The organism is Thermodesulfovibrio thiophilus DSM 17215, from assembly GCF_000423865.1.
Lineage (GTDB): Bacteria > Nitrospirota > Thermodesulfovibrionia > Thermodesulfovibrionales > Thermodesulfovibrionaceae > Thermodesulfovibrio > Thermodesulfovibrio thiophilus.
Map to the genome: position 1 here is coordinate 215927 of NZ_AUIU01000011.1, position 20326 is coordinate 236252.

The 20326-nt window shown below is 32.7% G+C and carries 30 protein-coding genes; 10 read left to right on the top strand and 20 right to left on the bottom strand.

The features are described from left to right. Position 1 precedes the first annotated feature (1 nt). The 7 genes from G581_RS0102235 (at position 2) to G581_RS0102265 (ending at position 2880) form a co-directional block, all read left to right on the top strand. Positions 2-907: an AAA-type ATPase lid domain-containing protein gene (locus G581_RS0102235; protein ID WP_028844419.1), complete on the top strand. Its 906-nt coding sequence runs from the start codon at positions 2-4 to the stop codon at positions 905-907. Between the two features lie 98 nt (positions 908-1005). Next, positions 1006-1368 carry a 30S ribosomal protein S6 gene (gene rpsF, locus G581_RS10305; RefSeq protein ID WP_051178713.1) on the top strand — a complete coding sequence of 121 codons (363 nt, stop codon included), beginning with the start codon at positions 1006-1008 and terminating at the stop codon, positions 1366-1368. 1 nt (position 1369) lies between these two features. Continuing rightward, positions 1370-1756 carry a single-stranded DNA-binding protein gene (locus G581_RS0102245; RefSeq protein WP_028844420.1) on the top strand — a complete coding sequence of 129 codons (387 nt, stop codon included), beginning with the start codon at positions 1370-1372 and terminating at the stop codon, positions 1754-1756. Between the two features lie 13 nt (positions 1757-1769). Further along, positions 1770-2003 carry a 30S ribosomal protein S18 gene (gene rpsR, locus G581_RS0102250; protein ID WP_028844421.1) on the top strand — a complete coding sequence of 78 codons (234 nt, stop codon included), beginning with the start codon at positions 1770-1772 and terminating at the stop codon, positions 2001-2003. A 6-nt stretch (positions 2004-2009) separates the two neighbouring features. Then, positions 2010-2291: a DUF507 family protein gene (locus G581_RS12300; protein WP_028844422.1), complete on the top strand. Its 282-nt coding sequence runs from the start codon at positions 2010-2012 to the stop codon at positions 2289-2291. After that, positions 2288-2566 carry a DUF507 family protein gene (locus tag G581_RS12305; protein ID WP_028844423.1) on the top strand — a complete coding sequence of 93 codons (279 nt, stop codon included), beginning with the start codon at positions 2288-2290 and terminating at the stop codon, positions 2564-2566. Before G581_RS12300 ends, G581_RS12305 begins: the two co-directional genes overlap by 4 nt. After that, complete coding sequence (locus tag G581_RS0102265; RefSeq protein WP_028844424.1) at positions 2566-2880, top strand: HNH endonuclease; 315 nt, start codon at positions 2566-2568, stop codon at positions 2878-2880. Before G581_RS12305 ends, G581_RS0102265 begins: the two co-directional genes overlap by 1 nt. Here G581_RS0102265 and G581_RS0102270 read toward each other — a convergent pair. Both G581_RS0102270 and G581_RS10310 read right to left on the bottom strand, forming a co-directional pair. Then, a complete protein-coding gene (locus G581_RS0102270; RefSeq protein ID WP_028844425.1) occupies positions 2877-3755 on the bottom strand; it encodes a cation diffusion facilitator family transporter in 879 nt (292 codons plus the stop codon). The two genes, G581_RS0102265 and G581_RS0102270, sit on opposite strands and share 4 nt — an antisense overlap. A gap of 8 nt (positions 3756-3763) precedes the next feature. Then, entirely contained in the window at positions 3764-4450 is a 687-nt protein-coding gene (locus G581_RS10310) for an N-acetylmuramoyl-L-alanine amidase-like domain-containing protein (protein WP_051178716.1), read from the bottom strand. Positions 4451-4465: 15 nt separating this feature from the next. On the opposite strand from G581_RS10310, the gene G581_RS10315 reads away from it, so the two are divergent. After that, positions 4466-5293, top strand: a complete 828-nt coding sequence (locus tag G581_RS10315) for an N-acetylglucosamine-6-phosphate deacetylase (protein ID WP_051178718.1) — start codon at positions 4466-4468, stop codon at positions 5291-5293. On the opposite strand, the gene dksA is transcribed toward G581_RS10315, so the two are convergent. The 18 genes from dksA to G581_RS0102370 all read right to left on the bottom strand — a co-directional run bounded on the left by dksA (position 5280) and on the right by G581_RS0102370 (position 18808). Further along, a complete protein-coding gene (gene dksA, locus G581_RS0102285) occupies positions 5280-5654 on the bottom strand; it encodes an RNA polymerase-binding protein DksA (RefSeq protein WP_051178720.1) in 375 nt (124 codons plus the stop codon). The genes G581_RS10315 and dksA overlap by 14 nt on opposite strands. A 39-nt stretch (positions 5655-5693) precedes the next feature. Beyond that, positions 5694-6689: a tetraacyldisaccharide 4'-kinase gene (gene lpxK / locus G581_RS11505; RefSeq protein WP_051178722.1), complete on the bottom strand. Its 996-nt coding sequence runs from the start codon at positions 6687-6689 to the stop codon at positions 5694-5696. Further along, a complete protein-coding gene (locus tag G581_RS0102295) occupies positions 6676-7314 on the bottom strand; it encodes a histidine phosphatase family protein (protein ID WP_028844427.1) in 639 nt (212 codons plus the stop codon). The genes lpxK and G581_RS0102295 overlap by 14 nt, the downstream gene beginning before the upstream one ends. After that, a complete protein-coding gene (gene cobO / locus G581_RS0102300; protein ID WP_028844428.1) occupies positions 7314-7826 on the bottom strand; it encodes a cob(I)yrinic acid a,c-diamide adenosyltransferase in 513 nt (170 codons plus the stop codon). Before cobO ends, G581_RS0102295 begins: the two co-directional genes overlap by 1 nt. After that, positions 7827-8417 carry a MarC family protein gene (locus G581_RS0102305; protein WP_028844429.1) on the bottom strand — a complete coding sequence of 197 codons (591 nt, stop codon included), beginning with the start codon at positions 8415-8417 and terminating at the stop codon, positions 7827-7829. It lies immediately after the preceding gene. Beyond that, positions 8418-8582: a hypothetical protein gene (locus G581_RS12010; protein ID WP_156875165.1), complete on the bottom strand. Its 165-nt coding sequence runs from the start codon at positions 8580-8582 to the stop codon at positions 8418-8420. A 70-nt stretch (positions 8583-8652) separates the two neighbouring features. Further along, a complete protein-coding gene (gene recO, locus G581_RS11510; protein WP_028844430.1) occupies positions 8653-9351 on the bottom strand; it encodes a DNA repair protein RecO in 699 nt (232 codons plus the stop codon). Positions 9352-9354: 3 nt separating this feature from the next. Beyond that, positions 9355-9807, bottom strand: coding sequence for a bifunctional nuclease family protein (locus tag G581_RS0102320; RefSeq protein ID WP_028844431.1), 453 nt, complete (start codon positions 9805-9807; stop codon positions 9355-9357). A gap of 1 nt (position 9808) precedes the next feature. Beyond that, entirely contained in the window at positions 9809-10678 is an 870-nt protein-coding gene (gene era / locus G581_RS0102325) for a GTPase Era (protein WP_028844432.1), read from the bottom strand. Then, positions 10675-11865 carry a pyridoxal phosphate-dependent aminotransferase gene (locus G581_RS0102330; RefSeq protein ID WP_028844433.1) on the bottom strand — a complete coding sequence of 397 codons (1191 nt, stop codon included), beginning with the start codon at positions 11863-11865 and terminating at the stop codon, positions 10675-10677. The genes era and G581_RS0102330 overlap by 4 nt, the downstream gene beginning before the upstream one ends. Continuing rightward, positions 11862-12974, bottom strand: a complete 1113-nt coding sequence (gene alr / locus G581_RS0102335; protein WP_028844434.1) for an alanine racemase — start codon at positions 12972-12974, stop codon at positions 11862-11864. The genes G581_RS0102330 and alr overlap by 4 nt, the downstream gene beginning before the upstream one ends. Before the next feature lie 2 nt (positions 12975-12976). Further along, positions 12977-13165 (bottom strand): twin-arginine translocase TatA/TatE family subunit, encoded by a 189-nt coding sequence (locus tag G581_RS0102340; protein WP_028844435.1) that lies wholly within the window; start codon positions 13163-13165, stop codon positions 12977-12979. Next, positions 13153-13743, bottom strand: a complete 591-nt coding sequence (gene mobA / locus G581_RS0102345) for a molybdenum cofactor guanylyltransferase (protein ID WP_169368354.1) — start codon at positions 13741-13743, stop codon at positions 13153-13155. The genes G581_RS0102340 and mobA overlap by 13 nt, the downstream gene beginning before the upstream one ends. A gap of 1 nt (position 13744) precedes the next feature. Further along, positions 13745-14554 carry an AmmeMemoRadiSam system protein B gene (gene amrB / locus G581_RS0102350; protein ID WP_038064672.1) on the bottom strand — a complete coding sequence of 270 codons (810 nt, stop codon included), beginning with the start codon at positions 14552-14554 and terminating at the stop codon, positions 13745-13747. 1 nt (position 14555) lies between these two features. Then, positions 14556-15938, bottom strand: a complete 1383-nt coding sequence (gene dnaB / locus G581_RS0102355; protein WP_028844438.1) for a replicative DNA helicase — start codon at positions 15936-15938, stop codon at positions 14556-14558. Continuing rightward, complete coding sequence (gene rplI, locus G581_RS0102360; RefSeq protein ID WP_028844439.1) at positions 15938-16381, bottom strand: 50S ribosomal protein L9; 444 nt, start codon at positions 16379-16381, stop codon at positions 15938-15940. The genes dnaB and rplI overlap by 1 nt, the downstream gene beginning before the upstream one ends. Before the next feature lie 118 nt (positions 16382-16499). Then, positions 16500-17291 carry a TrmH family RNA methyltransferase gene (locus G581_RS0102365; RefSeq protein ID WP_028844440.1) on the bottom strand — a complete coding sequence of 264 codons (792 nt, stop codon included), beginning with the start codon at positions 17289-17291 and terminating at the stop codon, positions 16500-16502. Beyond that, positions 17288-18808: a bifunctional ADP-dependent NAD(P)H-hydrate dehydratase/NAD(P)H-hydrate epimerase gene (locus G581_RS0102370; protein ID WP_028844441.1), complete on the bottom strand. Its 1521-nt coding sequence runs from the start codon at positions 18806-18808 to the stop codon at positions 17288-17290. The genes G581_RS0102365 and G581_RS0102370 overlap by 4 nt, the downstream gene beginning before the upstream one ends. Before the next feature lie 83 nt (positions 18809-18891). On the opposite strand from G581_RS0102370, the gene G581_RS0102375 reads away from it, so the two are divergent. Then, positions 18892-19362: a flavodoxin family protein gene (locus tag G581_RS0102375; RefSeq protein ID WP_028844442.1), complete on the top strand. Its 471-nt coding sequence runs from the start codon at positions 18892-18894 to the stop codon at positions 19360-19362. 1 nt (position 19363) lies between these two features. Then, positions 19364-20314, top strand: a complete 951-nt coding sequence (locus G581_RS0102380; RefSeq protein ID WP_028844443.1) for an MlaD family protein — start codon at positions 19364-19366, stop codon at positions 20312-20314. Positions 20315-20326: the final 12 nt, after the last annotated feature.

The following is a 20326-nucleotide window of genomic DNA, read 5'->3' on the forward strand; positions in this document are numbered from 1 at the left end:
TATGAATCATGGTATCTTAGAAATGAAACATAGCAATGTAACAGCATCGTCATTTGCCAAAGTATACAAGAGTAATGTAATGAGAACAATTCTAGAAGACATAAAAAATAGTTCTTTTGAGAATTCAATGCTTTTTATCTATGGCGAACATGGAACAGAAAAAGATTATTTGATTGATATAATTCTTAGATATATAAATCAACCAACCATTGTAGAGGTGCCTAAAAATTTAAATAAAAAAATAATTTTATCAAAGAAACAAAATTTAGTTTATATTGTGAACTATCTTGAAGATTTTAATGCCTCATTCCTTTTTGACTCTGAAGAATATTTTAAATGCGCTATATTTGTATCTGATGTTGATTATGAGGAACTTTACAGAAATGGTGCGATAGGTTTTGAATTATACGAGATTTTACTAAAGTCGCGGAAGTTTTATATTCCACCACTCAGAGAGAGAAAACAGGATATTATTCCTCTTGCAATGTTTTTCCTTCAGGAGATTTCAGAATTTTTAAAACTGTCTGAAAAAAAATTATCAAAAGATGCTCAGGATGCTCTTTTAGATTTTTCCTGGACAGGGAATACTTATCAGCTGAAAAGATGTTTAACGAAAGCTTACATTTTGACAAGACATCAAAGAATTACAGCAAAAGATTTATTCGGTGAATACAGTGATCAGCTGTCGATAAAAAATTTTCTTGAATTAAAAATCGGTAATCTTTTAAAAGATTTTGGAAATATTGAAAATTCCAATTTATATGAAACAGTTATTCAGGAAGTTGAAAAAGCCTTATTTATGCTTGCTATTAATGAAACCGGTGGCAATCAGGTAAAAGCTGCAAAAATTCTGGGAATAAATAGGAATACTTTAAATAAAAAATTAAAACATTATAATTTGATTTAAAAATAATAAATGTGTTATAAAAATAGGTGTAACTTTTGTTTACTCCATGCTCTTTCCTTGAGGGTAAGGGCTGTAAAATCCATGTGGAGGTTTATGTTATGAACAATTTTTATGAACAATTGGTGCTTCTTCTGCCAACGCTCTCAGAAGACGAAGTACAGGATGCAGTTAAAAAGATTTCATCTTTCATTGTTGAAAATGGAGGAGAAATCTTAAAAATTGATAACTGGGGTAAAAGAAAACTTGCCTATAAGCTTAATAGACAGACTATGGGATATTATGTGTTGTTTGTTTTTAAAGCTCCTTCTTCTGTAATAAAAAAAATAGAAGAGTTTTATAAAGTTTATGACCCTATTTTTAAATTCATGGTTATCAAACTTACGAAGCATCAAATTGCCAGTTTACCGCCTGAAATAAAAGGAATCCCCGTAGAACCTTCAGAGTTAGTATCTCAGGTGTAAGATGTTTAATAAAATAATACTCATAGGAAACCTTACTAGAGACCCTGAAATAAGATACACTCCAGGAGGAGTCGCAGTCGCTACAGTTCCTATTGCAGTTAATTCAAGATATAAGCAGGGCGAGGAACTAAAAGAAGAGACCTTATTTATCGATGCTGTAGTCTTTGGTAAACAGGCAGAAACTTGCACTCAATATCTTAATAAAGGAAGAACTGTCTTGATTGAAGGCCGATTACGGGAAAGAAGGTGGGAATATGAAGGACAAAAAAAGAATAAATTCGAAGTAATTGCTAATAATATAAGATTTTTTCCAAAGAGAGAACCTGTACAATCAGATGATACAAAGCAGGTTCCTCCAGAAGAATATACAGATTTAGAGCCATTTTAAAGGAGGATATAATATGCAACAGTCTACACAAAGAAGATTCTTTAGGAAAAAATATTGTAAATTCTGTGCTGAAAAAATTGAGTTTATTGATTACAAAAATTCTAAATTTCTAAGAGGATTTATGACAGAGAGAGGGAAAATACTTTCCAGAAAACTAACAGGAACATGTTCAAAGCATCAAAGACAGTTAACTGTAGCAATAAAAAGAGCAAGATCTGTTGCTTTACTGCCCTATATTGAGCTTTAAAAGAATATGAGGATACCAAAAAACTGGATACCATATATTGCAAATAATATTATTGAAAATTTATTGAAAAAAGACATGATTGAGCTTGTGGTATCTAAAGAACAGCTTCTTGAAGAAGCTGAAAAATTAATACTCGATGAACTGATGGTTGAAGATAAACTCAATGAAGAAATAAGAGGCCTTCTTAAAAAATATGAAAGTGAAATAGAAAAAAGTAAGGTTGATTATAGAAAACTTTTTGAAATGACAAAACAGAAGCTTGTTAAGCAGAGGAATTTGGTCTTATGATGCTTTCAGATGAAAAAATCACTCATACCTCGCATATTTTATTCAATGGATTGATAAATAAAGGTTTAATTAAACTCAAAACTGAAGAACAGGAAGTAAGAAGAGAAATAAAAAGAAGTTTTATACAGGCATTAAAGATTGGAGAGTCAATTGATGAGGTAGTGAGAAGAAAGCTTCAATCTTTTTCGAAAAAAGTGGTTGAAGGCAGCTCTGAATGGAATATTCTATATAAGAAATTTTTTGAAGAAGAAGAAAAAAAGCGTTTTGGTTCTTAATGGAAAAATTTATTTCTTATGTAAGTGACGAGGAAATTAAAATACAAAAACAGAAAGCTAGAATTCTTCGAAATACTACATGGTGGCGCAGAAAAATTTCCAGAAGAAAATGTTATTACTGTGGTAAAGAAGTTCCTGAAAAAGAGTTAACAATGGATCATGTTATACCTCTTATAAGAGGCGGTAAATCAGTAAAAAGCAATATAGTGCCTGCATGTAAAGAATGCAATAACAAAAAGAAATATATGCTTCCAATTGAATGGGAGCATTATTTGCGATCCATAAATTCTTTTGACTCTGAGAACATTGTTTAATTTTTCTTTTTAAAAGGTTCAATATGAACCATCACATCTATTACATCAGGAAATTCATCTTTGATAATTTTTTCAACTTTTTCAGCAATATCATGAGCTTCAGATACAGAAATTGAAGGAGTTACAAAAATTTTTAAATCGACGAAGATCTGCCCATTTGTTCCCCTTGTTCTTATGTCTTTGTAGGCTTTGATACCATTGCATGTTTTAAGAATACTGGCTATTTTCTCCTCGCCTATAACAGTTCTGTCTGCAAGAACATTTGCTGATTCTTTTATAATCTTAATTGCTTCTTTGGCAATAAAAATAGCTACAATTAAGCCTCCTATTGGATCCACAACTGGATATCCAAGCTTTGTTATTATTACACTTATTATTACCCCTATTGTGATGTAAATATCTGTCTTTGTATGGGCAGAATCTGCAATGAGGAATTCACTCTTTAATTCTTTACCTTTTTTTCGTTCATATCTAACAACAAAAATGTTAACCATAAGAGTAATAAAGAGGATAAAGAAAGCTTTTTCATCTATCTCAGGCTGCTTTAGTTTAATTAAAGCTTCGTAAGCATTTCTGATTACTTCTAAAGCCACAAGACACATTGAAACACCTATGAAAATTGTAAAGACTGTTTCAAACTTCCTGTGACCGTAAGGATGTTCTTTATCTGGTGGATGACTTGCTATACAAATGGCTATTAATCCGCCGATATTTGATATACCATCAAAAAGTGAATGAAATCCATCCGAATAAATTGCTACAGAATTTGTTAACCCTCCATATATTATTTTTGCAATGGAAACAGAAATATTAAGAAAGAGTGTAATAAGCAGAACTTTTTGTATTGACCTTTTTCTATCAGCATGCTCTATCATTATCTTTCCTATGCTCTAAAAATCATAATACCTTCTTTGTTTTTTGTATATTCAAAAAAATCTTCATCTGTTATCATTCCTTTTATACTAGAGGCATGTCTGAGTTTTATATCATATTTATCAATAATTATAATGCCAACATGCATAACATCTAACCCTTCTTTAGATGTATAAAATCCACAATAATCCCCTGTTTTGAGTTCAGAACTAATTTTTCTTATATAGTCTGATGGAATATAATGTATAATTCTTTTTTTAACCTGTAACCCTTCTATCCAAAAATGTTGTCCATTTTTATTAAGTTCTTTCACAACAGTTTTGGTAAAACTATCACCAAATGTGACTGTGATATCGTTCAATGTTTTTAACTCATTCCAGTCTGTGAAGAAATGTCTTCTTTTTTTAAAATCTATAATTCCATCAAAATATCTAACATATTTCAAATTTTCAATAAAAGAATGAAAATCTCTAGATAACCTCAATGCTTCAACATATTCAAGAAAAGTCATGCAGTCAACTCCTTCAAAATCTATAACCAGTTTTTCTCTCTCTAACGCATTGCCAATGAGCGAATTTTTTTTATAAGGAATTCCAAGAAAATTTTTTGATATCTCAGCAATTTGTATTCCAGGAGAAAAACGTTGAATATTGCTTAGCAGGCTATCTATCTTGATTTTCCCTTGTTTAAATAGCATATGTTATGATAAAACATGTCTTTAATTGATATCCACTTTCACGGGACAGAAAAAATAGATAGTAGAGAAGTAGATAATCCTGAAGATATTCTCTTAATTGCTCATGAGTATGGTTTAAGTGGTATTGATGGATTTTTACTTACTGTCTATCCCTCTGAAATTAGTTATATGAAAAAAACTCTTTTGAATATCAAAAAAGCTATGAGCATTCAAACTGATGGAGCTAAGATATTAGGTGTGCATCTTGAAGGGCCATTTTTGAATTCTAAAAAAGCAGGTGCGCTGAATTCTCAATATTTTATTAATCCGCAGATTGATGTATTACATCACTTGATTGAAGGAGTAGAAGATATTGTTAAAGTAATAACTGTTGCACCTGAAATGCCCGAAGCATTAAAACTTATTGAAAAATGTAGAGAATCTGGCATAGTTGTAAGCATGGGACATTCAGATGCTACCTATAAAGAAGCTTTTGAAGGATTCAGGGCAGGAGCATCACTTATAACCCATTTATTTAATGCAATGCGAGGAATTCATCATAGAGAACCAGGTATAGCAGGCTTTGGACTGATTAATCAGGAGATTTATGTTGAACTAATTGCAGATGGCAGGCATCTGAGTGATGAACTTTTAAAATGGGTATTTCAGATTAAAAATTCTGAAAGAATTATTCTGATTTCAGATATGGTTAAGGAAAAGAAAGAGATTAATGTACTTCAAGGTGGTTCAATGAGCCTGAGTGCTATAATACACAGACTTAAAAAATTAAATATTGATGAAGACAAACTTAAACTTGCAGTAGAGCAAAATCCTCATAGAGTACTTGGAATCAGGTTTCCTTGAGCTTTTCTGTTTCTTCCTGTTCAGTTTTGCAATCAATACACAGATCTGTAACAGGCCTTGCCTCAAGTCTTTCAATTGGGATTTCTGCTCCACAGGATGAACATATTCCATAAGTATCATTGTCTATTTTTTCTATTGCCTTATCAATTTTTTTAAGAAGTTTCCTTTCTCGATCTCTAAGTCTCAGAAGAAAGCTTCTATCAATTTCCTGAGAGGCTATATCTCCAATCTCAGACAAATTATTTTCTGATGGAAGATTTGAAATCATTACACCGGCATCCATAAGAATCTGTTGCTTTTGTTGTAAAAGTTTCTTTTTAATCGCTAAAATTCTTTTTTGTCTTGATTCATTTTTCTTCATAGTGTTAAATTTCAACACTATAGAATATCAGAAAATGCATTAAGCAGTCAAATTTTTTGCATCATGAGGAGTGTCAAGATTTATGTGTAAATTCATAAGTAGTTCTTCAATATGTTCTATTTGCATAGATATATCAAGATAAAATAATTTTTTATTGAAATAACTTTGCTTTAGTTTTATGAAATCTTTTTTTGTTGTTATCAGTAGCTCTGCATACTTTGATGCTTTTAGAATTTTTTTAATACTACATTTATTATATTGTTTATGGTCAATAAATTGTTGATATCCTGTAATTTTTAAATCAAGACTGGTAAGAAGCTCTAAAAAACTCTGAAAATTTCCAATTCCTGCAAATGCAAAAACTTTCTGTCCTGAAGGTTTTATTTCTTCTCCATCTCCATGTTTAATGCATTTTACTTTCAAGTCAGCAAAATATATGTTTTTAATTCCTGAGTCAGTAAGTTTTTTATAGAGTTCTTCATTTTTTCTTTTTGTGATAAAAACTATATCCGCCTCAATAACTTCGTCAATAGGAGACCTGAGCGGACCAAAAGGAATGAATCTACCGTTTCCAAAGCCTCTGATTCCATCAACTAAAACTATGTTCAGATCTCTGTATAACTTCCAGTGCTGAAATCCGTCATCTATAATAAATATGACTTTATCTGATTGATTAAACCTGAATTCGTTAATGGCGAATAATCCACCATGATATCTATCAATGCTTTTTATCACTCTGAACCCTTCAAGAGCCATCATTAATGGTTCATCACCAACTTCATTAGCAGTATGCTGTTTTGTAACAATCACAGGTTTTTTAATTTTCCCTCTATATCCACGAGTTAAAATTACAGGTTCGTAGCCCTTTTTTTTTAATTCATTTGTCAGGGATATTGTGAAAGGTGTTTTACCTGTTCCTCCTACTGTTAGATTGCCAACACTTATTACAGGAAAAGGAAGCTTTTTTTGATTTTTTAAAGCTTTTTCTTTTTTTCTCAAATAGCAAAATAAATAAATCTTTTCAAAAAGATTCATCTGCCCAGAAAACTCCATTTACTAGTTTCACAACAGGAACATCTTCATAAAACTCAACTATATTTACACATGCAAAATCCTGTTCAATGCGAAATATGTTTTCAAGAGGAATACCAAGAATGTTACATAAAATAACTCTGTTTATACCTCCATGGGCAACTATGAATACCTGATTTTTATCATGATTTTTTAAGATTTCTTTTATGGTTTTTTTAGCTCTTTTACTTACATCAATTGTGCTTTCACCTTCAGGAGGTGAAAATATAGCTGGATTCATTCTCCATTTTTCAAAATCTTCTGGATAAAGAGATAATATTTCATTAATACTCAACCCTTCCCATTTCCCAAAACTCCGTTCTTTGAGATCATCAGTAGATTTAATTCTTAAAGAAAGCTCTTTGTTCAGTATCTCTGCTGTTGTAATGGCTCTTTTTAAGGGTGAAGAATAAATAATTTCACGTTTAAAGTTGTATTTATCTGAATATTTTTTTAAAAAACGGGCAACTTTTTCAACTTGTCTTTCACCTTCTTTACTTAATGGAACATCAATATGTCCTTTATAAACTTTTTTATGTCCTTCTGTTTCACCGTGTCTGAGAAGATAAATTACTAATGATGGTATCATCAGTACTCAATTCCCTTTCTTGCATGGATACCTCTATCAAAATAATGTTTCACATTTTTCATCTCTGTAACCAGATCTGCTTTATCAATAAGCCAGTCAGGAGCATCTCTCCCTGTAATAATCAGTTCTGTATTTTCTGGTGTAAGATTAATAAGTCTTTCAACTGATTGTTGCGAAATGAGCCCTTTTTTTATTGCCACTGAAAGTTCATCAAAAATAATCATATCATAATGCTTTGTTTTAAGCTTTTCCTCGATGTCTTTAATAGCCAGTTTCACCAATTGTATCTGAGTTTCATCAGGACTTTCTTGAATAAAACCAGTACTGCATCTGTAAATTTCAACAAGTTCTGGAAATTTTTTCAATATTTCTAGTTCACCAGTAGAGGCACTTTTTATAAATTGAACAAATAAAACTTTCAATCCACTACCGATTGCTCTTACAGTGAGTCCAATTGCTGATGTTGTTTTACCTTTCCCTTCACCAGTATAGACATGAATAAATCCTGGCATTTAACTTACTCCTAAAATTTTTATCAGTCCTCTTTTGATAAGGCTTATAGCAATTGCGCTTAAAAGAAGAGCCATGACTTTAGCAAAGGCTTTTATTCCATAAATACCCATTATTTTTATCACAAAGTTAGCTTTGTCGAGTATAATCCAGGCAATCAAGAGATTCAAAAAAAGTGAAAAAATTACAATAGGATATCCATGTGTCCCTGAAAGAATAATCACAGTTGTAAGCGTTGCAGGACCTGCTAATAAAGGAGTGCCAATTGGAACAACTCCAAGAGTATCACTCATTTCTATTTCTCTTTCTTTTACTCTCAAAATATCTGATATTGAAAGAATCAAAAGAAGAATTCCTCCAGCAATCATAAAGTCTTCAAGATTTATTCCAAGCAGATAAAATATAACATTTCCTAGAAGAAGAAACGAAATCGCAACTAGGAATGCTGTTATTACTGACTGCCTGGCAATATGTTTTCTCTCGGTATGTGGTATCCCTTCAATAAAGGAAATATAAAGAGGTAAAATTCCCGGAGCATCAATTGCAACAAAAAGAGGAATAAATGTAAGTAAAAATGTTTTTAATATATCCATTCAACTCTTTTTTTCATCATTTTGTTGTTTTTCTTCATTATTTTTAATTTTTACTGTGACATCTTTTACAAAATCAGGGCATTTTTGTCCTGCTTTAAGTGAAAACTGTTTCTGACATGTTGATCTCCATGCGCAGATAATGCACATTGGTTGTTGTCCTGTCATTTTTATCCTCCTGATTGCTTATGAAATTTTTGCTACCTCATATAATTATCCAAATATACTTATTGCTCGTTTAATTATAACTTAAAATACTTTGAATGTGTTTTTTTATAAATTCTTCCAGCTCTCTGAAAAGCTGAGGTGCTATTTTGACTCTTGATAGATATTTCAACTGCCATCCATTTATATCATTAAGAAGCTTGGCAGCTCCCTGAGATAGAATAAGTTTTGAATGAGATGAAATGCATTTTTTACATAAAATAAAACCATCAGAATAAAAAAATTCTCCATTTAGTTTATCTTTACATTTTCCGCAATGCTTAAAATCAGGAAGATATCCCAGAATTCTCAAACTCTTTATTTTTAATGAAAGGAGAGCATTTTCTGTTTTTTTCTCTTTTTCTATGAATTCAAGGCTACTAATAAAAAGAGAAAATAACTCTTCATGTGGTTCTTTTCTGGGTATAATCATTAATAAAAATCGCAATACTTCTCCTACAGCCATAAAAACATGATAGTTTTCTCTTATGGGATGAAAAGAATGAATTATATCAGACTGAATTATCTTCTGAAGCTTTTCATTGTTTCCAACGAAGGCTATTTTAGCATAAGTCAACGGTTCAAAAGAACTACCGAATCTACTTTTGATTTTTCTCGGACTCTTTGCAAAAAGATTGAGTAGACCGTAATCTTTAGTAAAATATGTGACTATTAAGTCTGCTTCACCATAGGGGTTGCTTTTGAGAACAACAGCTTCAGTGGAGTAAATCATTAATTACATGATATTGCCAAAGTCTTCAGGTTTGAGATTTTTAAGCCATTCCTCAAGTTCATCAGCTTTTCTTAGTTCAAAAATTCCTTCTTCAACAAATATTGGTGCCTGAACTCTTAAAGCAATGGCAACTGCATCAGAAGGCCGTGAATCAATTGTTCTTTCTTTTATTCCATCGTGAGTGTAAATTAAAGCATAGTAAGTATTGTCAATTAAATCAGTAATAACAACTTTTGTTATATGTACTTCAAGTTCTTCAAGTATATTTTTTATCAGATCATGAGTTAAAGGTCTTGGAGTAAGCACTTTCCCAAGTGCAAGAGCTATTGAATCTGCCTCTGGTTTACCAATCCATATAGGAAGTGTTTCATCTCCGTCAACTTGCTGAAGAAGTAAAATATACATTCCACTTCTTGGATCGAAAAGTAGTCCTTCAACTTTCATCTCAATTAACATTTTAGTACCCTAATGCCTTTAATAACATATCTTTTTGTCTCCATTTTTTTCTCACTTTTACCCACACTTCAAGAAAGACCTTTGTTCCTAAAAATTTTTCAAGCTCAAGCCTTGCCTCAGTGGCTATTTTTTTGAGACGTTCGCCTTTTTTACCTATTATAATAATTTTTTGACCTTCTCTTTCAACATAAATATTTGCTGATATTTTAATCAACTTTTTAGTCTCTTCCCATCTTTCAATCTGAACAGCAACCGAGTATGGAATTTCATCCATGGTGTATTTCATGATTTTTTCCCTGATGAACTCACTGACCATAAAACGTTCCATCTGGTCAGTAAGCATATCTTCAGGATAAAGTTTTTGACCTTCTGGAAGATATGATATGATGATTTCAAGCAAATTCTGAACTCCGTCAGACTTGAGCGCGGAAATGGGAATAATTTCTTTGAATGGGTACCAATCTTTATAGATATCAATTAATGGAAGAAGATTCTGTTTTGCGATTGTGTCAATTTTATTGATTACTAAAATAACAGGTTTATTGAATTTTTTAAGTTTTTCAATAATCAACAGTTCAGCTTCTTTCAGAGGTTCAGGTTCTACCATGAAAACAATTATGTCAACAATATCCATTGCTTCGTACGATTGTTTAACCATAAATTGACCAAGTTTATGTTTTGGTCTGTGAATTCCTGGTGTATCAATAAAAATAATCTGAGCATCAGGAAAATTTTTTATCCCTATTATTTTATTACGTGTTGTTTGCGGTTTTTCCGTTACAATTGAAACTTTTTCACCAAGAATTGTATTAAGAAGTGTTGATTTTCCCACATTTGGTTTACCAATTATTGCAACATATCCACATTTCATATAAGTTGTTCCAGAGCTTTACTAATTCTATCAATTCCTTTAGATAAATTCTCCATGCTTGTTGCATAGGATATTCTTATATAACCTTCTGCGCCAAAAGCAGAACCAGGAACAAGTGCAACAAGGGCTTTTTCAAGCAGGTAAATGCTTAAATCCATTGAAGAATTTATAATGTTTTTATCTATCTTTTTGCCGAAAATATTACTTATATTTGGAAAGACATAAAAAGCACCTTTTGGCATCTTACATGATACTCCAGGAATCCTGTTTAGTTCTTGTACAAGAAAATTTCTTCTTTTTTCAAACTCTTTTCGCATTTCAGAAACACAATTCTGATTACCACGTAAAGCTGCTACTGCTGCTTTCTGGGCTATAGATGTTGGATTTGATGTGGACTGGCTCTGTATTGTTGTCATTGTTTTTATGATTTCAGTATGTCCTGCTGCATAACCAATTCTCCAGCCTGTCATTGCATAGGCTTTACTTAATCCATTTACAACAATGGTTTTTTCTTTTATTTCTTCACTCAGAGAAGCAATACTTATATGTTTTTCATTATCATAAATAAGTTTTTCATATATTTCATCAGAAATAATATAAAGATTGTGTTTGAGTGCTATCTCTGCAATTTCTTTAAGAGCATTTTCAGTATATATAAATCCTGTTGGATTGGATGGGGAGTTTAAAATAAGTGCCTTTGAACGTGATGTAATCTTTTCTTTTAAAACCTCTGGACGGAGCATGAACTCATCTTCTTCATAAGTATTTACAATAATCGGTATGGCGTCGTTGAGCAATACCTGATCTGGATATGAAACCCAGTATGGAGAAGGTATAATAACCTCATCACCTGGGCCGAATAAAGCTTGAGCAATATTATATAGAGAATGCTTTGCCCCGCATGATACAACAATGTTTTCTTTGTTGTATGTTAACTTGTTGTCTTTTTCGAGTTTTTCAATGATTGCTTCTTTTAGTTCATCAATTCCTCCAACTGGTGTATATTTTGTAAATCCATCCTTGATTGCTTTTATCGCAGCCTCTTTAATATGTTCAGGAGTGTCAAAATCTGGCTCTCCAACTCCAAAGTTCACAACATCCATACCTTTTGCTTTGAGTTGTTTTGCTTTTGAGTCCACAGCAAGTGTTGGTGATGGCTTAACTTTTGTTGCTCTTTCAGCTATCATTGTTTGTTCTCCTTTATGTCGTTAATGTATTTTCTTCTTGCTCTACTTCCAAATGAAGTGAGTATCTCATAAGGTATTGTTTCCGCCCATGTTGCTATATCCCATGCTGTAATTTTTTCTTTACCTGAACTTCCAAGCAGAATAACTTCATCATCAATCTTTGCATCAGGAATATCTGTAAGGTCTAACATGGTCAGATCCATACAGATTGTTCCAACCACAGGGACTTTTTTACCTCTAACAATTATCCATGCTTTATTACTTAATTTTCTGAAATATCCATCAGCATATCCAACAGGAATAACTCCTATCAGACTATCTTTTTTTGTTATAAATGTTCTCCCATAGCTGATAGGTGTTCCTTTTTGTATCTTTCTTATATCAATAAGCTTTGTCTTAACAGTCATGCAGGGTTTTAAGTGATTCTCACTTTCTTGACAGCTATATCCATAAAGCATGAGTCCAGGTCTAACAGCTTCAAATAAAGCCTGCGGATAGAAAAGTCCTGCCGAACTTGCTATATGGAACACGCAGTTAAATCCCTCCTTATTTAGGCAGTTTTTAATCTCGATAAATCTTTTTATTTGCTCATTTGTCCATTCAGAATCTTCAGCCTGAGAAAGATGGCTCATAACTCCCTCGATTTTTAAGTTTGGTAGACCTGCAATTTTTTTTATTGTCTCACATGAATTTTCATATATCCCGAGTCTTCCCATACCCGTTTCAACTTTTATATGAACTGGAAGGGTTTTTCCTCTTTTGCTGGCTTCATTGGACAGGGCTTCAGCCTGTTTAAAATCAAACACAACAGGAGTAAGATTATATCGAAACAATCCTTCAACTTCTCTATCAAAAAGAACAAGAATTCTGGATTTTACACCTGCTTCCCTTAATATGGCAGCTTCTTCAAAAAATGCAACACCAAGATATTCAACATTATTTATTTCAAGAACACGAGCAACCTCTACTGCTCCATGTCCGTATGCGTCTGCTTTTATAATTGCAATTATCTTGTGATTTAAACTATTAAAGTTCAGGAGAGCTTTAATAGTTAAAAAATTATGAATTAGCGCATTTAAGTTAATTTCTGCCTGTAAAAATCTGCTCACATCTACTTCTTTTCTTCAGTGTTATCCTTTTTTGGTGTTACATCAATTTCATCTTTTTCACTTGTTGCTTTTTTGAAATTTTTTATAGCTTCTCCAATGCCTTTCCCAATCTGGGGAAGTCTTGTTGCTCCAAAAAGGATAACGACTATTATAAGAATAATCATTAATTCCTGTGTTCCTAATCCAAACATGTTTTTCCTCCGTTTTTAAAAATTTTTAAATCTTCTTCTGTATTGATATTAATAAAAGATAATCCTTCTTTATCTAAATTTGCAACATCAATAATTTGAGCATTTATATCATCAAGAAATCTCTTTATGCTCACTTTATCCTCAATCAATAGTCTTTGCAGTTCATTTATGAGTTTTTTTGAGTAAATTCCAGGCAGAGGATAGATTTTGTTGTTCAATGAAGCGACAGTAGCAGCACTGGTGCCAGTAATATGTTTTTCATTTAGAACTTTTATAATTTCTTTTTTTACACAGGGCATATCACAGGCAAATGCAAATACATCATATTCAGAATTTTTTAAAGCAGCATGGATGCCTGCCATTGGACCCTTAAAAGGGTATATATCTCCAATAAGAGGCATGCCATTATAAAAATAAAGCTCTGGAAAGTTTGTAACAATAAAAATTTCGTCAAATATCTTTTTAACATTTGATATAAGAATCTCAATGAGTCTTTTATTCTCGAGTGCAATCAAACATTTAGGTATCTTCATTCTGGAAGATTTTCCACCAGCAAGTATGGCTGCTGAAATAGGCAATTTAGATGATAATGGCACCAAGATATCCCACTACTTTATCATAGTCTCTATTTACTTCAGCTGAGGTAGCGTATTGTATGAGTTGAACTTCTTTTGCTCCGAGAAACTTTGTTGCATAAAGCGTTATAACAGTAGGAATAAAACCGCACATTGATATTTTATTTTCTAAAACTGTATTGTATACTCCTTCTGGATCAAACTTTCTGATTTTTTCAATTGCAAGAGAATCAACCCTCCTTGCCATATCATCAGGTAAATAATGGCTCATATCAGTGCTTGCAATTATGATTGTATTGTTTGACAATTCAAGTTCTTCTGTAGCAGAGGCAATACCTTGAGCCAGAATCAGACATTCTTTAAGGGAAAGTATTTTTAATGTTAAAGGTACAATTGTAGCCTGAGGATTGAGCTTATAAATAAAGGGAAGTTGAACTTCCAGTGAATGTTCATAAATATGAGCCTGAATATCATCTGAAACAAAAGGAACTTTTTCAATAATTTTTTGAGCAAGCTTTTCATTTATTCTAATATTGCCAGGAGGAATTTCCCACTCTCCTTCTGTCATCATAGAAACATTAGAGCCATAACCGGTATGATTCGGACCAATCAGAATGAATACATCTTTTGGTTTAAGTTTTGAATATACATCTCCAGCAACATGTCCAGAATAAACATAGCCTGCATGAGGACATATTGCTCCGTACGCATTTATTGCAGGTCTTACAGGCATATACTCTTCTAATTCCTGAAGTAGTTCCTTTGAATTTGATGGATAAAAATATCCTGCAACTACCGCGCGTCTTTTAATCATTTTATATTTCTTCTTCTATTTCAGTTCCCATATACTTATCAGTATAATCAAGAAATCTCGTATAGTCACTGAGAAATGTAAGATATATTGTATCAGTTGGGCCATTTCTCTGCTTTGCTACAATGACCTCTGCTTTTCCCTTATTTGCTGTATTTTTCTTGTTGTATACTTCATCTCTGTAAAGGAAAATTATTACATCAGCATCTTGTTCAATAGCTCCTGATTCTCTCAGGTTTGCAAGAGTAGGTTTTCTATCAGATGTTTTTTCTACAGAACGATTTAACTGGCTTAATGCAATAACAGGAACTTTTAATTCCTTAGCCATAGCTTTAAGTGAGCGTGATATTTCAGCGATTTCCTGTTCTCTTATGTCATAATTGGTTCTGCCACGCATAAGCTGGAGATAGTCAATAATAATCAAACTGAGCTTGCCTTTTTCCATTTTAAGTCTTCTAGCCTTGGCTCTTATTTCAAGAACACTCATTTGAGAGGAATCATCAATATAAATTGGAGCTTCGCTTAATTTTACTGCAGCATCTGTGATGCGTTCCCAATCCCTTTTACCGATGAATCCCTTTCTCAAAGCTGCAGAATTAACCATGGCAATACTGCTTAAAAGTCGCATAGCAATTTGTTCTCTTGACATTTCAAGGCTGAAAAAGGCAACCGGCTCTCCGAGTTCTACGCCAACATGTTGAGCAATATTTAAAGAAAAAGCGGTTTTGCCCATTCCAGGTCTTCCACCTATAATTATTAAATCTCCAGGCTGGAATCCTGAAGTCAGTTCATCAAGATCCTTAAATCCTGAAGAAATGCCAGTTATTACAGCCTTTTTTTCATACATGCTTTCTATTATTTTGAAAGCATGTTTAACAACATCTTTCATTTGATAAAAACTTGTATTTGTTCTCTGTTCTGAGATGTCAAAAATCAATCTTTCTGCATAATCAATCATTTCCTCTGGATCTTCAGGTTCTTCATAAACCTTTGTAATTATTTTTGTGCAGGAACTAAGAAGTGATCTTAGTAATGCTTTCTCTCTGATTAACTTAGCATGATATTTTATATTTGCAGCTGTGGGAACTGCTGTGGCAAGATTACTTAAGTAACTTAATCCTCCAACTTCATCAAGTTCGCCATTATCCTTTAAATGTTCTGTCAGTGTAATAAGGTCAATTGGCTCATTTTTATCAAAAAGCGATAACATTGCCTGATAAATTTTTCTATGTGATTCCTTATAAAAATCTTGAGGTGTAATGAGTTCAATTGCTTTTGCTATTGATTCTCCATCAAGAATAATTGCTCCAAGTACAGCCTGTTCAGCTTCCAGGCTTTGAGGTGGAACTTTGTCTATAGAAGTATCTATGTCTCGTAAATAAGCCATTATGCAGGAACTACGTTAACTTTTAGTCTTGCCACCACATTTGAATGCAGTTTCACTTCAACTTCATATTCACCTGTTCTTTTGATTGGCTCAGAGATGTTAATATGTTTTTTATCAATTGCAAAACCTTCTTTTTCTAAAGCTTCAGCTATATCCTTTGATGTAATTGAACCAAACAGTTTCTGATCTTCGCCTGCATTTGCTTTAATGGTAAGTTCAAGTTGACCGAGTCTTTCTGCGATGGATTCTGCATCCTGACGTTTTTTCTTTGCTTCTTCCTCGAATTTTTTCTTCTGATATTCAAGCAGTTTTAAGTTCCTTTCATCTGCCAACAAAGCAAGTCCTCTTGGTAAAAGATAGTTCCTTGCGTATCCATCTTTAACATTGATGATCTGTCCTGCCTTTCCCAAACCCTGGATATCTTCTTTGAGAATTAGTTTCATTCTACCTCCTCAGAAAAAATTTTTTTCATTTAATATATCATACCATAAGTGGATTGCAATGGTAATCCTGTCTAAAACCTGTTGATTTGTACATTAGAACTCTCTTTTATTCTTGAACTCAAACCGATTTTAAGAAACGTTGACGGAAAATTTCATAAAGAAATACTGTGGCACTCATTGCCACGTTAAGACTTTCAGTTTTTCCCTTCTGAGGTATTTTACAGCTTGCATGTTTCATTGCTCTTAATTGTTGACTTACTCCTTGAGCTTCATTGCCAAATATCAAAGCAAGAGGTTTTGTAAAATCCATCTCAAATGAAAAAATTTTTGCATGAGGGTCTGCTATTACAAGATTAAGTTTGTTATTTAAGATGAAGGTTTCAATGTTTTTTATTTTAGCTTTAATGACAGGAATAAAAAATATACTTCCTGTAGAGGCTCTCAGAACTTTGGTTGAATATGGATTACATGTTCCTGATGTAAGCAGTACAGCATCTGCTCCAAGAGCTTCACCTGCACGTATAATTGTTCCAAGATTACCGGGGTCCTGGATTCTATCAGCAATTACAATAAGCGTTGGATTTTTAATATCTAAGCTATCTATTGTTTGCATTTTAAAGTTTGCCACAGCAAAAATCCCTTGTGGAGTGACTGTATCAGAGATATTCTTTGCTATTACTTCTGTTATCTTAAGCATAGGGAATTTTTTACTCTGAAGTAGTTGAAATAAGTTGTTGTTTTTTTCTATAAATTGCTCTGTAACAAAGACTCTTTCAATCTGAACATGATTTGAATCCAGAGCGGATTTAATAAGATTAACTCCTTCAAAAAAAATTTTACCTTCTTGCTGGGTCTTGATTTTTTTTATTTCTTTGATTAAAGGATTATCTAGACTTTGAATCCATTTCATTTCGAAAGTTCAATAAATGCTTCGGGTAGGCTTTCAATTATATCTCCTGCTATCATTCCATGAAAACCTTTAACTCTGGCTGCTATGTCTCCAGCCAGACCATGAATGTAGACTCCAAGCAAAGACGCATCTAATGTAGAGAGCCCCTGTCCTGTAAGTGAAGCAATTATGCCTGTAAGAACATCACCTGAACCTCCTGTTGCCATCCCAGGGTTTCCTGTTGGGTTTAAATAAACTTCTTCTTTAGGATTTGCCACTACTGTTGGAACTCCTTTAAGAACTAATACAACATTGAGGTCTCTGGCAATTTTCTGAGCAATATCAGTTCTTTGTTTTTCGATATCTTTGACTGATATATTTATTAGCCGGCTTAATTCTCCTGGATGTGGGGTAAGGATAATATCTGTTTTTGATTCTTTAAGTGTGTCTTTAATTCCTGCAAGCACTGTTATGCCGTCAGCATCAATGACCATAGGGCATTTACAGTTTAATATGAGCTCTTTTAAAATTATCTCTATATCTTCATTAACTCCAACACCTGGTCCAAAAGCTACAGAAGTTGCTCTTTCATTCAAAAAATCTATAATTTGCGGCAAAGCTTTTCTTGATAATGTCCGGTCAGTGCATGGCACTGGAAGTATCATCTCCTCCAAAATCTTACTCTGGAATACATCTTTAAGTAGTTCAGGAATGGATATAGTTACAAGTCCTGAACCTGCTCTTAAGGCACTTTTTGCTGTCATCAATGCTGCGCCTGTTTTTCCTGTTGATCCGGCAATTACAAGAACATGCCCGTATCTTCCTTTGTGAGAATATGCAGGTCTTGGTGGAACAAGTGAACATGCAAAATTTTTTTCGATTATTGTAGTTTTTATTGAGTCTGATTTTATAAGCTCATCAGGAAATCCAATATCTTCAATAAATAGTTTGCCTGTGTAGTCTTTACCAGGATAAAGCATGTGTCCTTTTTTTGGAAGACCGAATGTTACGGTTATATCTGATTTAACCGCAACTCCAAGCAACTGTCCTGTATCTGAACAGATTCCAGATGAGATATCAACAGCCACGATTATTTTTTTAAAAGTATTGAGTTTTTCAATAAATTGAGCAAGCTTACCGTCAATTGGTCTTTTAAGCCCTGTTCCAAAAAAAGCATCAATAATTACATCTGCATGGACTATTTCTTTTTCCTGTGGATAATCTCTGATGATTGGAATATTAAATTTTTGAGCTATTTCAAGCTGTGTTTTGCAATCCTGAGAAAGTTTATCTTCACAAAAAGGTTGAAAAATAGTTAGTTTTTTAACTTTATTTTTGAGAATTCTTCCTGCGGCTATTCCATCTCCTCCATTATTTCCAGGTCCTGCAAGAATTATTAAATTTTTTGCCGACATTTTAACTATATGCTTTACAACTGATAAAGCTGCTCTTTCCATTAGAACCAGAGATGGAATTTTATATTCTTCAATAGTTAATCTGTCTATTGTTGTTATTTCCTGGGATGTGACGATTTTCATAAAATAATTATAGCACAAAGTTTTTTTTAAAAAATTTTCACTCTGTGCTAAAATTGAAAATAAAAAACTGCTGGAGGTTTAGCATGAAAAAAGTTCTTGTTATCTATTACTCAAGAACAGGTAATACAGAAAAAATGGCAAAAATGATTGCTGAAGGACTCGTTCAAAAAGGAATTGTTGTTGATTTGAAAAATGTGAATGAGGTTGATATTGACAGTCTTCCTGATTATGATGGTTATATAATTGGTTCCCCTAACTATTTTGGAACAATGGTGGCAGAGATAAAGAAGTTTATTGATGAAAGCGTCAAATACTACAGAAAAATTGATGGAAAACTTGTTGCAGCCTTTAGTTCCACTGGAATGATTGGTGGAGGAGGAGAGACAGTCTGCCTTGATATTCTGAAGTCATTTTTAGTTCATGGTTGTCTTTGTCTGGGATTTACAAGACTCGGACATTATGGACCTGTTGCAATTGGTAAACCAGATGAGAGGATAGAAAGAGAAATAAATGAAATGGTTAATAAATATTCAGAAATTTTAAACAAAATATAGTATGTTTGATAGAAAAAAACAACTGAAATGGGCATCGTTAAAGGTCGGTATTGTTATAACATCGACCTTAATTATTATTTTTTGTGTAATAATTTTTTCAGGTGGTATTCAATCGTTTTTTACAAAGAGAGATTCTTTTAATGTTTATATAACTGATGTTCAGGGATTAAGAAAAGGAGCTCCTGTAAGAATTGCAGGAGTTGATGTTGGAACAGTTCAGGATATAAAATTAAGCAAAGAATACGGAACTATAGTAACAGTTTCCATTAATAGAAATGTCTTAAGCTATTTAAAGTCAGATGCCAGAGCAACTGTACAGACAATTGGCTTACTCGGAGATAAATATATTGAAATATTCCCTGGTGAGTCTCAACAGGCTTTTGATTCCGCAAAAGGTATATATGGATATCCGCGTCAGGACGTAAGAGAAATCATAGGAGTTACTGCTTCTATGATGAAGCAAATGGAAACTCTAATTATCAGAATTGATTCACTGGTCGCTAAGGTGGATCAATCTGAAGGTACTATTTCAAAATTACTGAATGATCCTTATTTATATGATAATTTGAATGCAACTATTTTAGAGCTTAAAAACATCCTGGAAGATATAAGAAATGGTAGTTTAGGCATGCTTGCACGTGATAAAGAATTTTATCAAAAGCTTTCAAATACTTTAAAGAATATAGAAAAATCTTCAAACAAAATAGCTTCTTCAGAAGGCACTCTAGGTAAAATGATAAATGATCCTACTCTGTATGACAGCCTACTTGAATCTTCTAAAAAGCTTGACAATCTTCTTCAGGAAATTGAGGAATCTGAAGGGACATTGGGACTTCTTCTCAAAGATAAAAATACAGCTGAGGATTTAAAACAGAGTATAAGAGAACTAAAAGAACTGATTGAAGAAATCAAAAAGAATCCAAAGAAATTTTTCAAATTCAGTATATTTTAGGTTATAATTTTT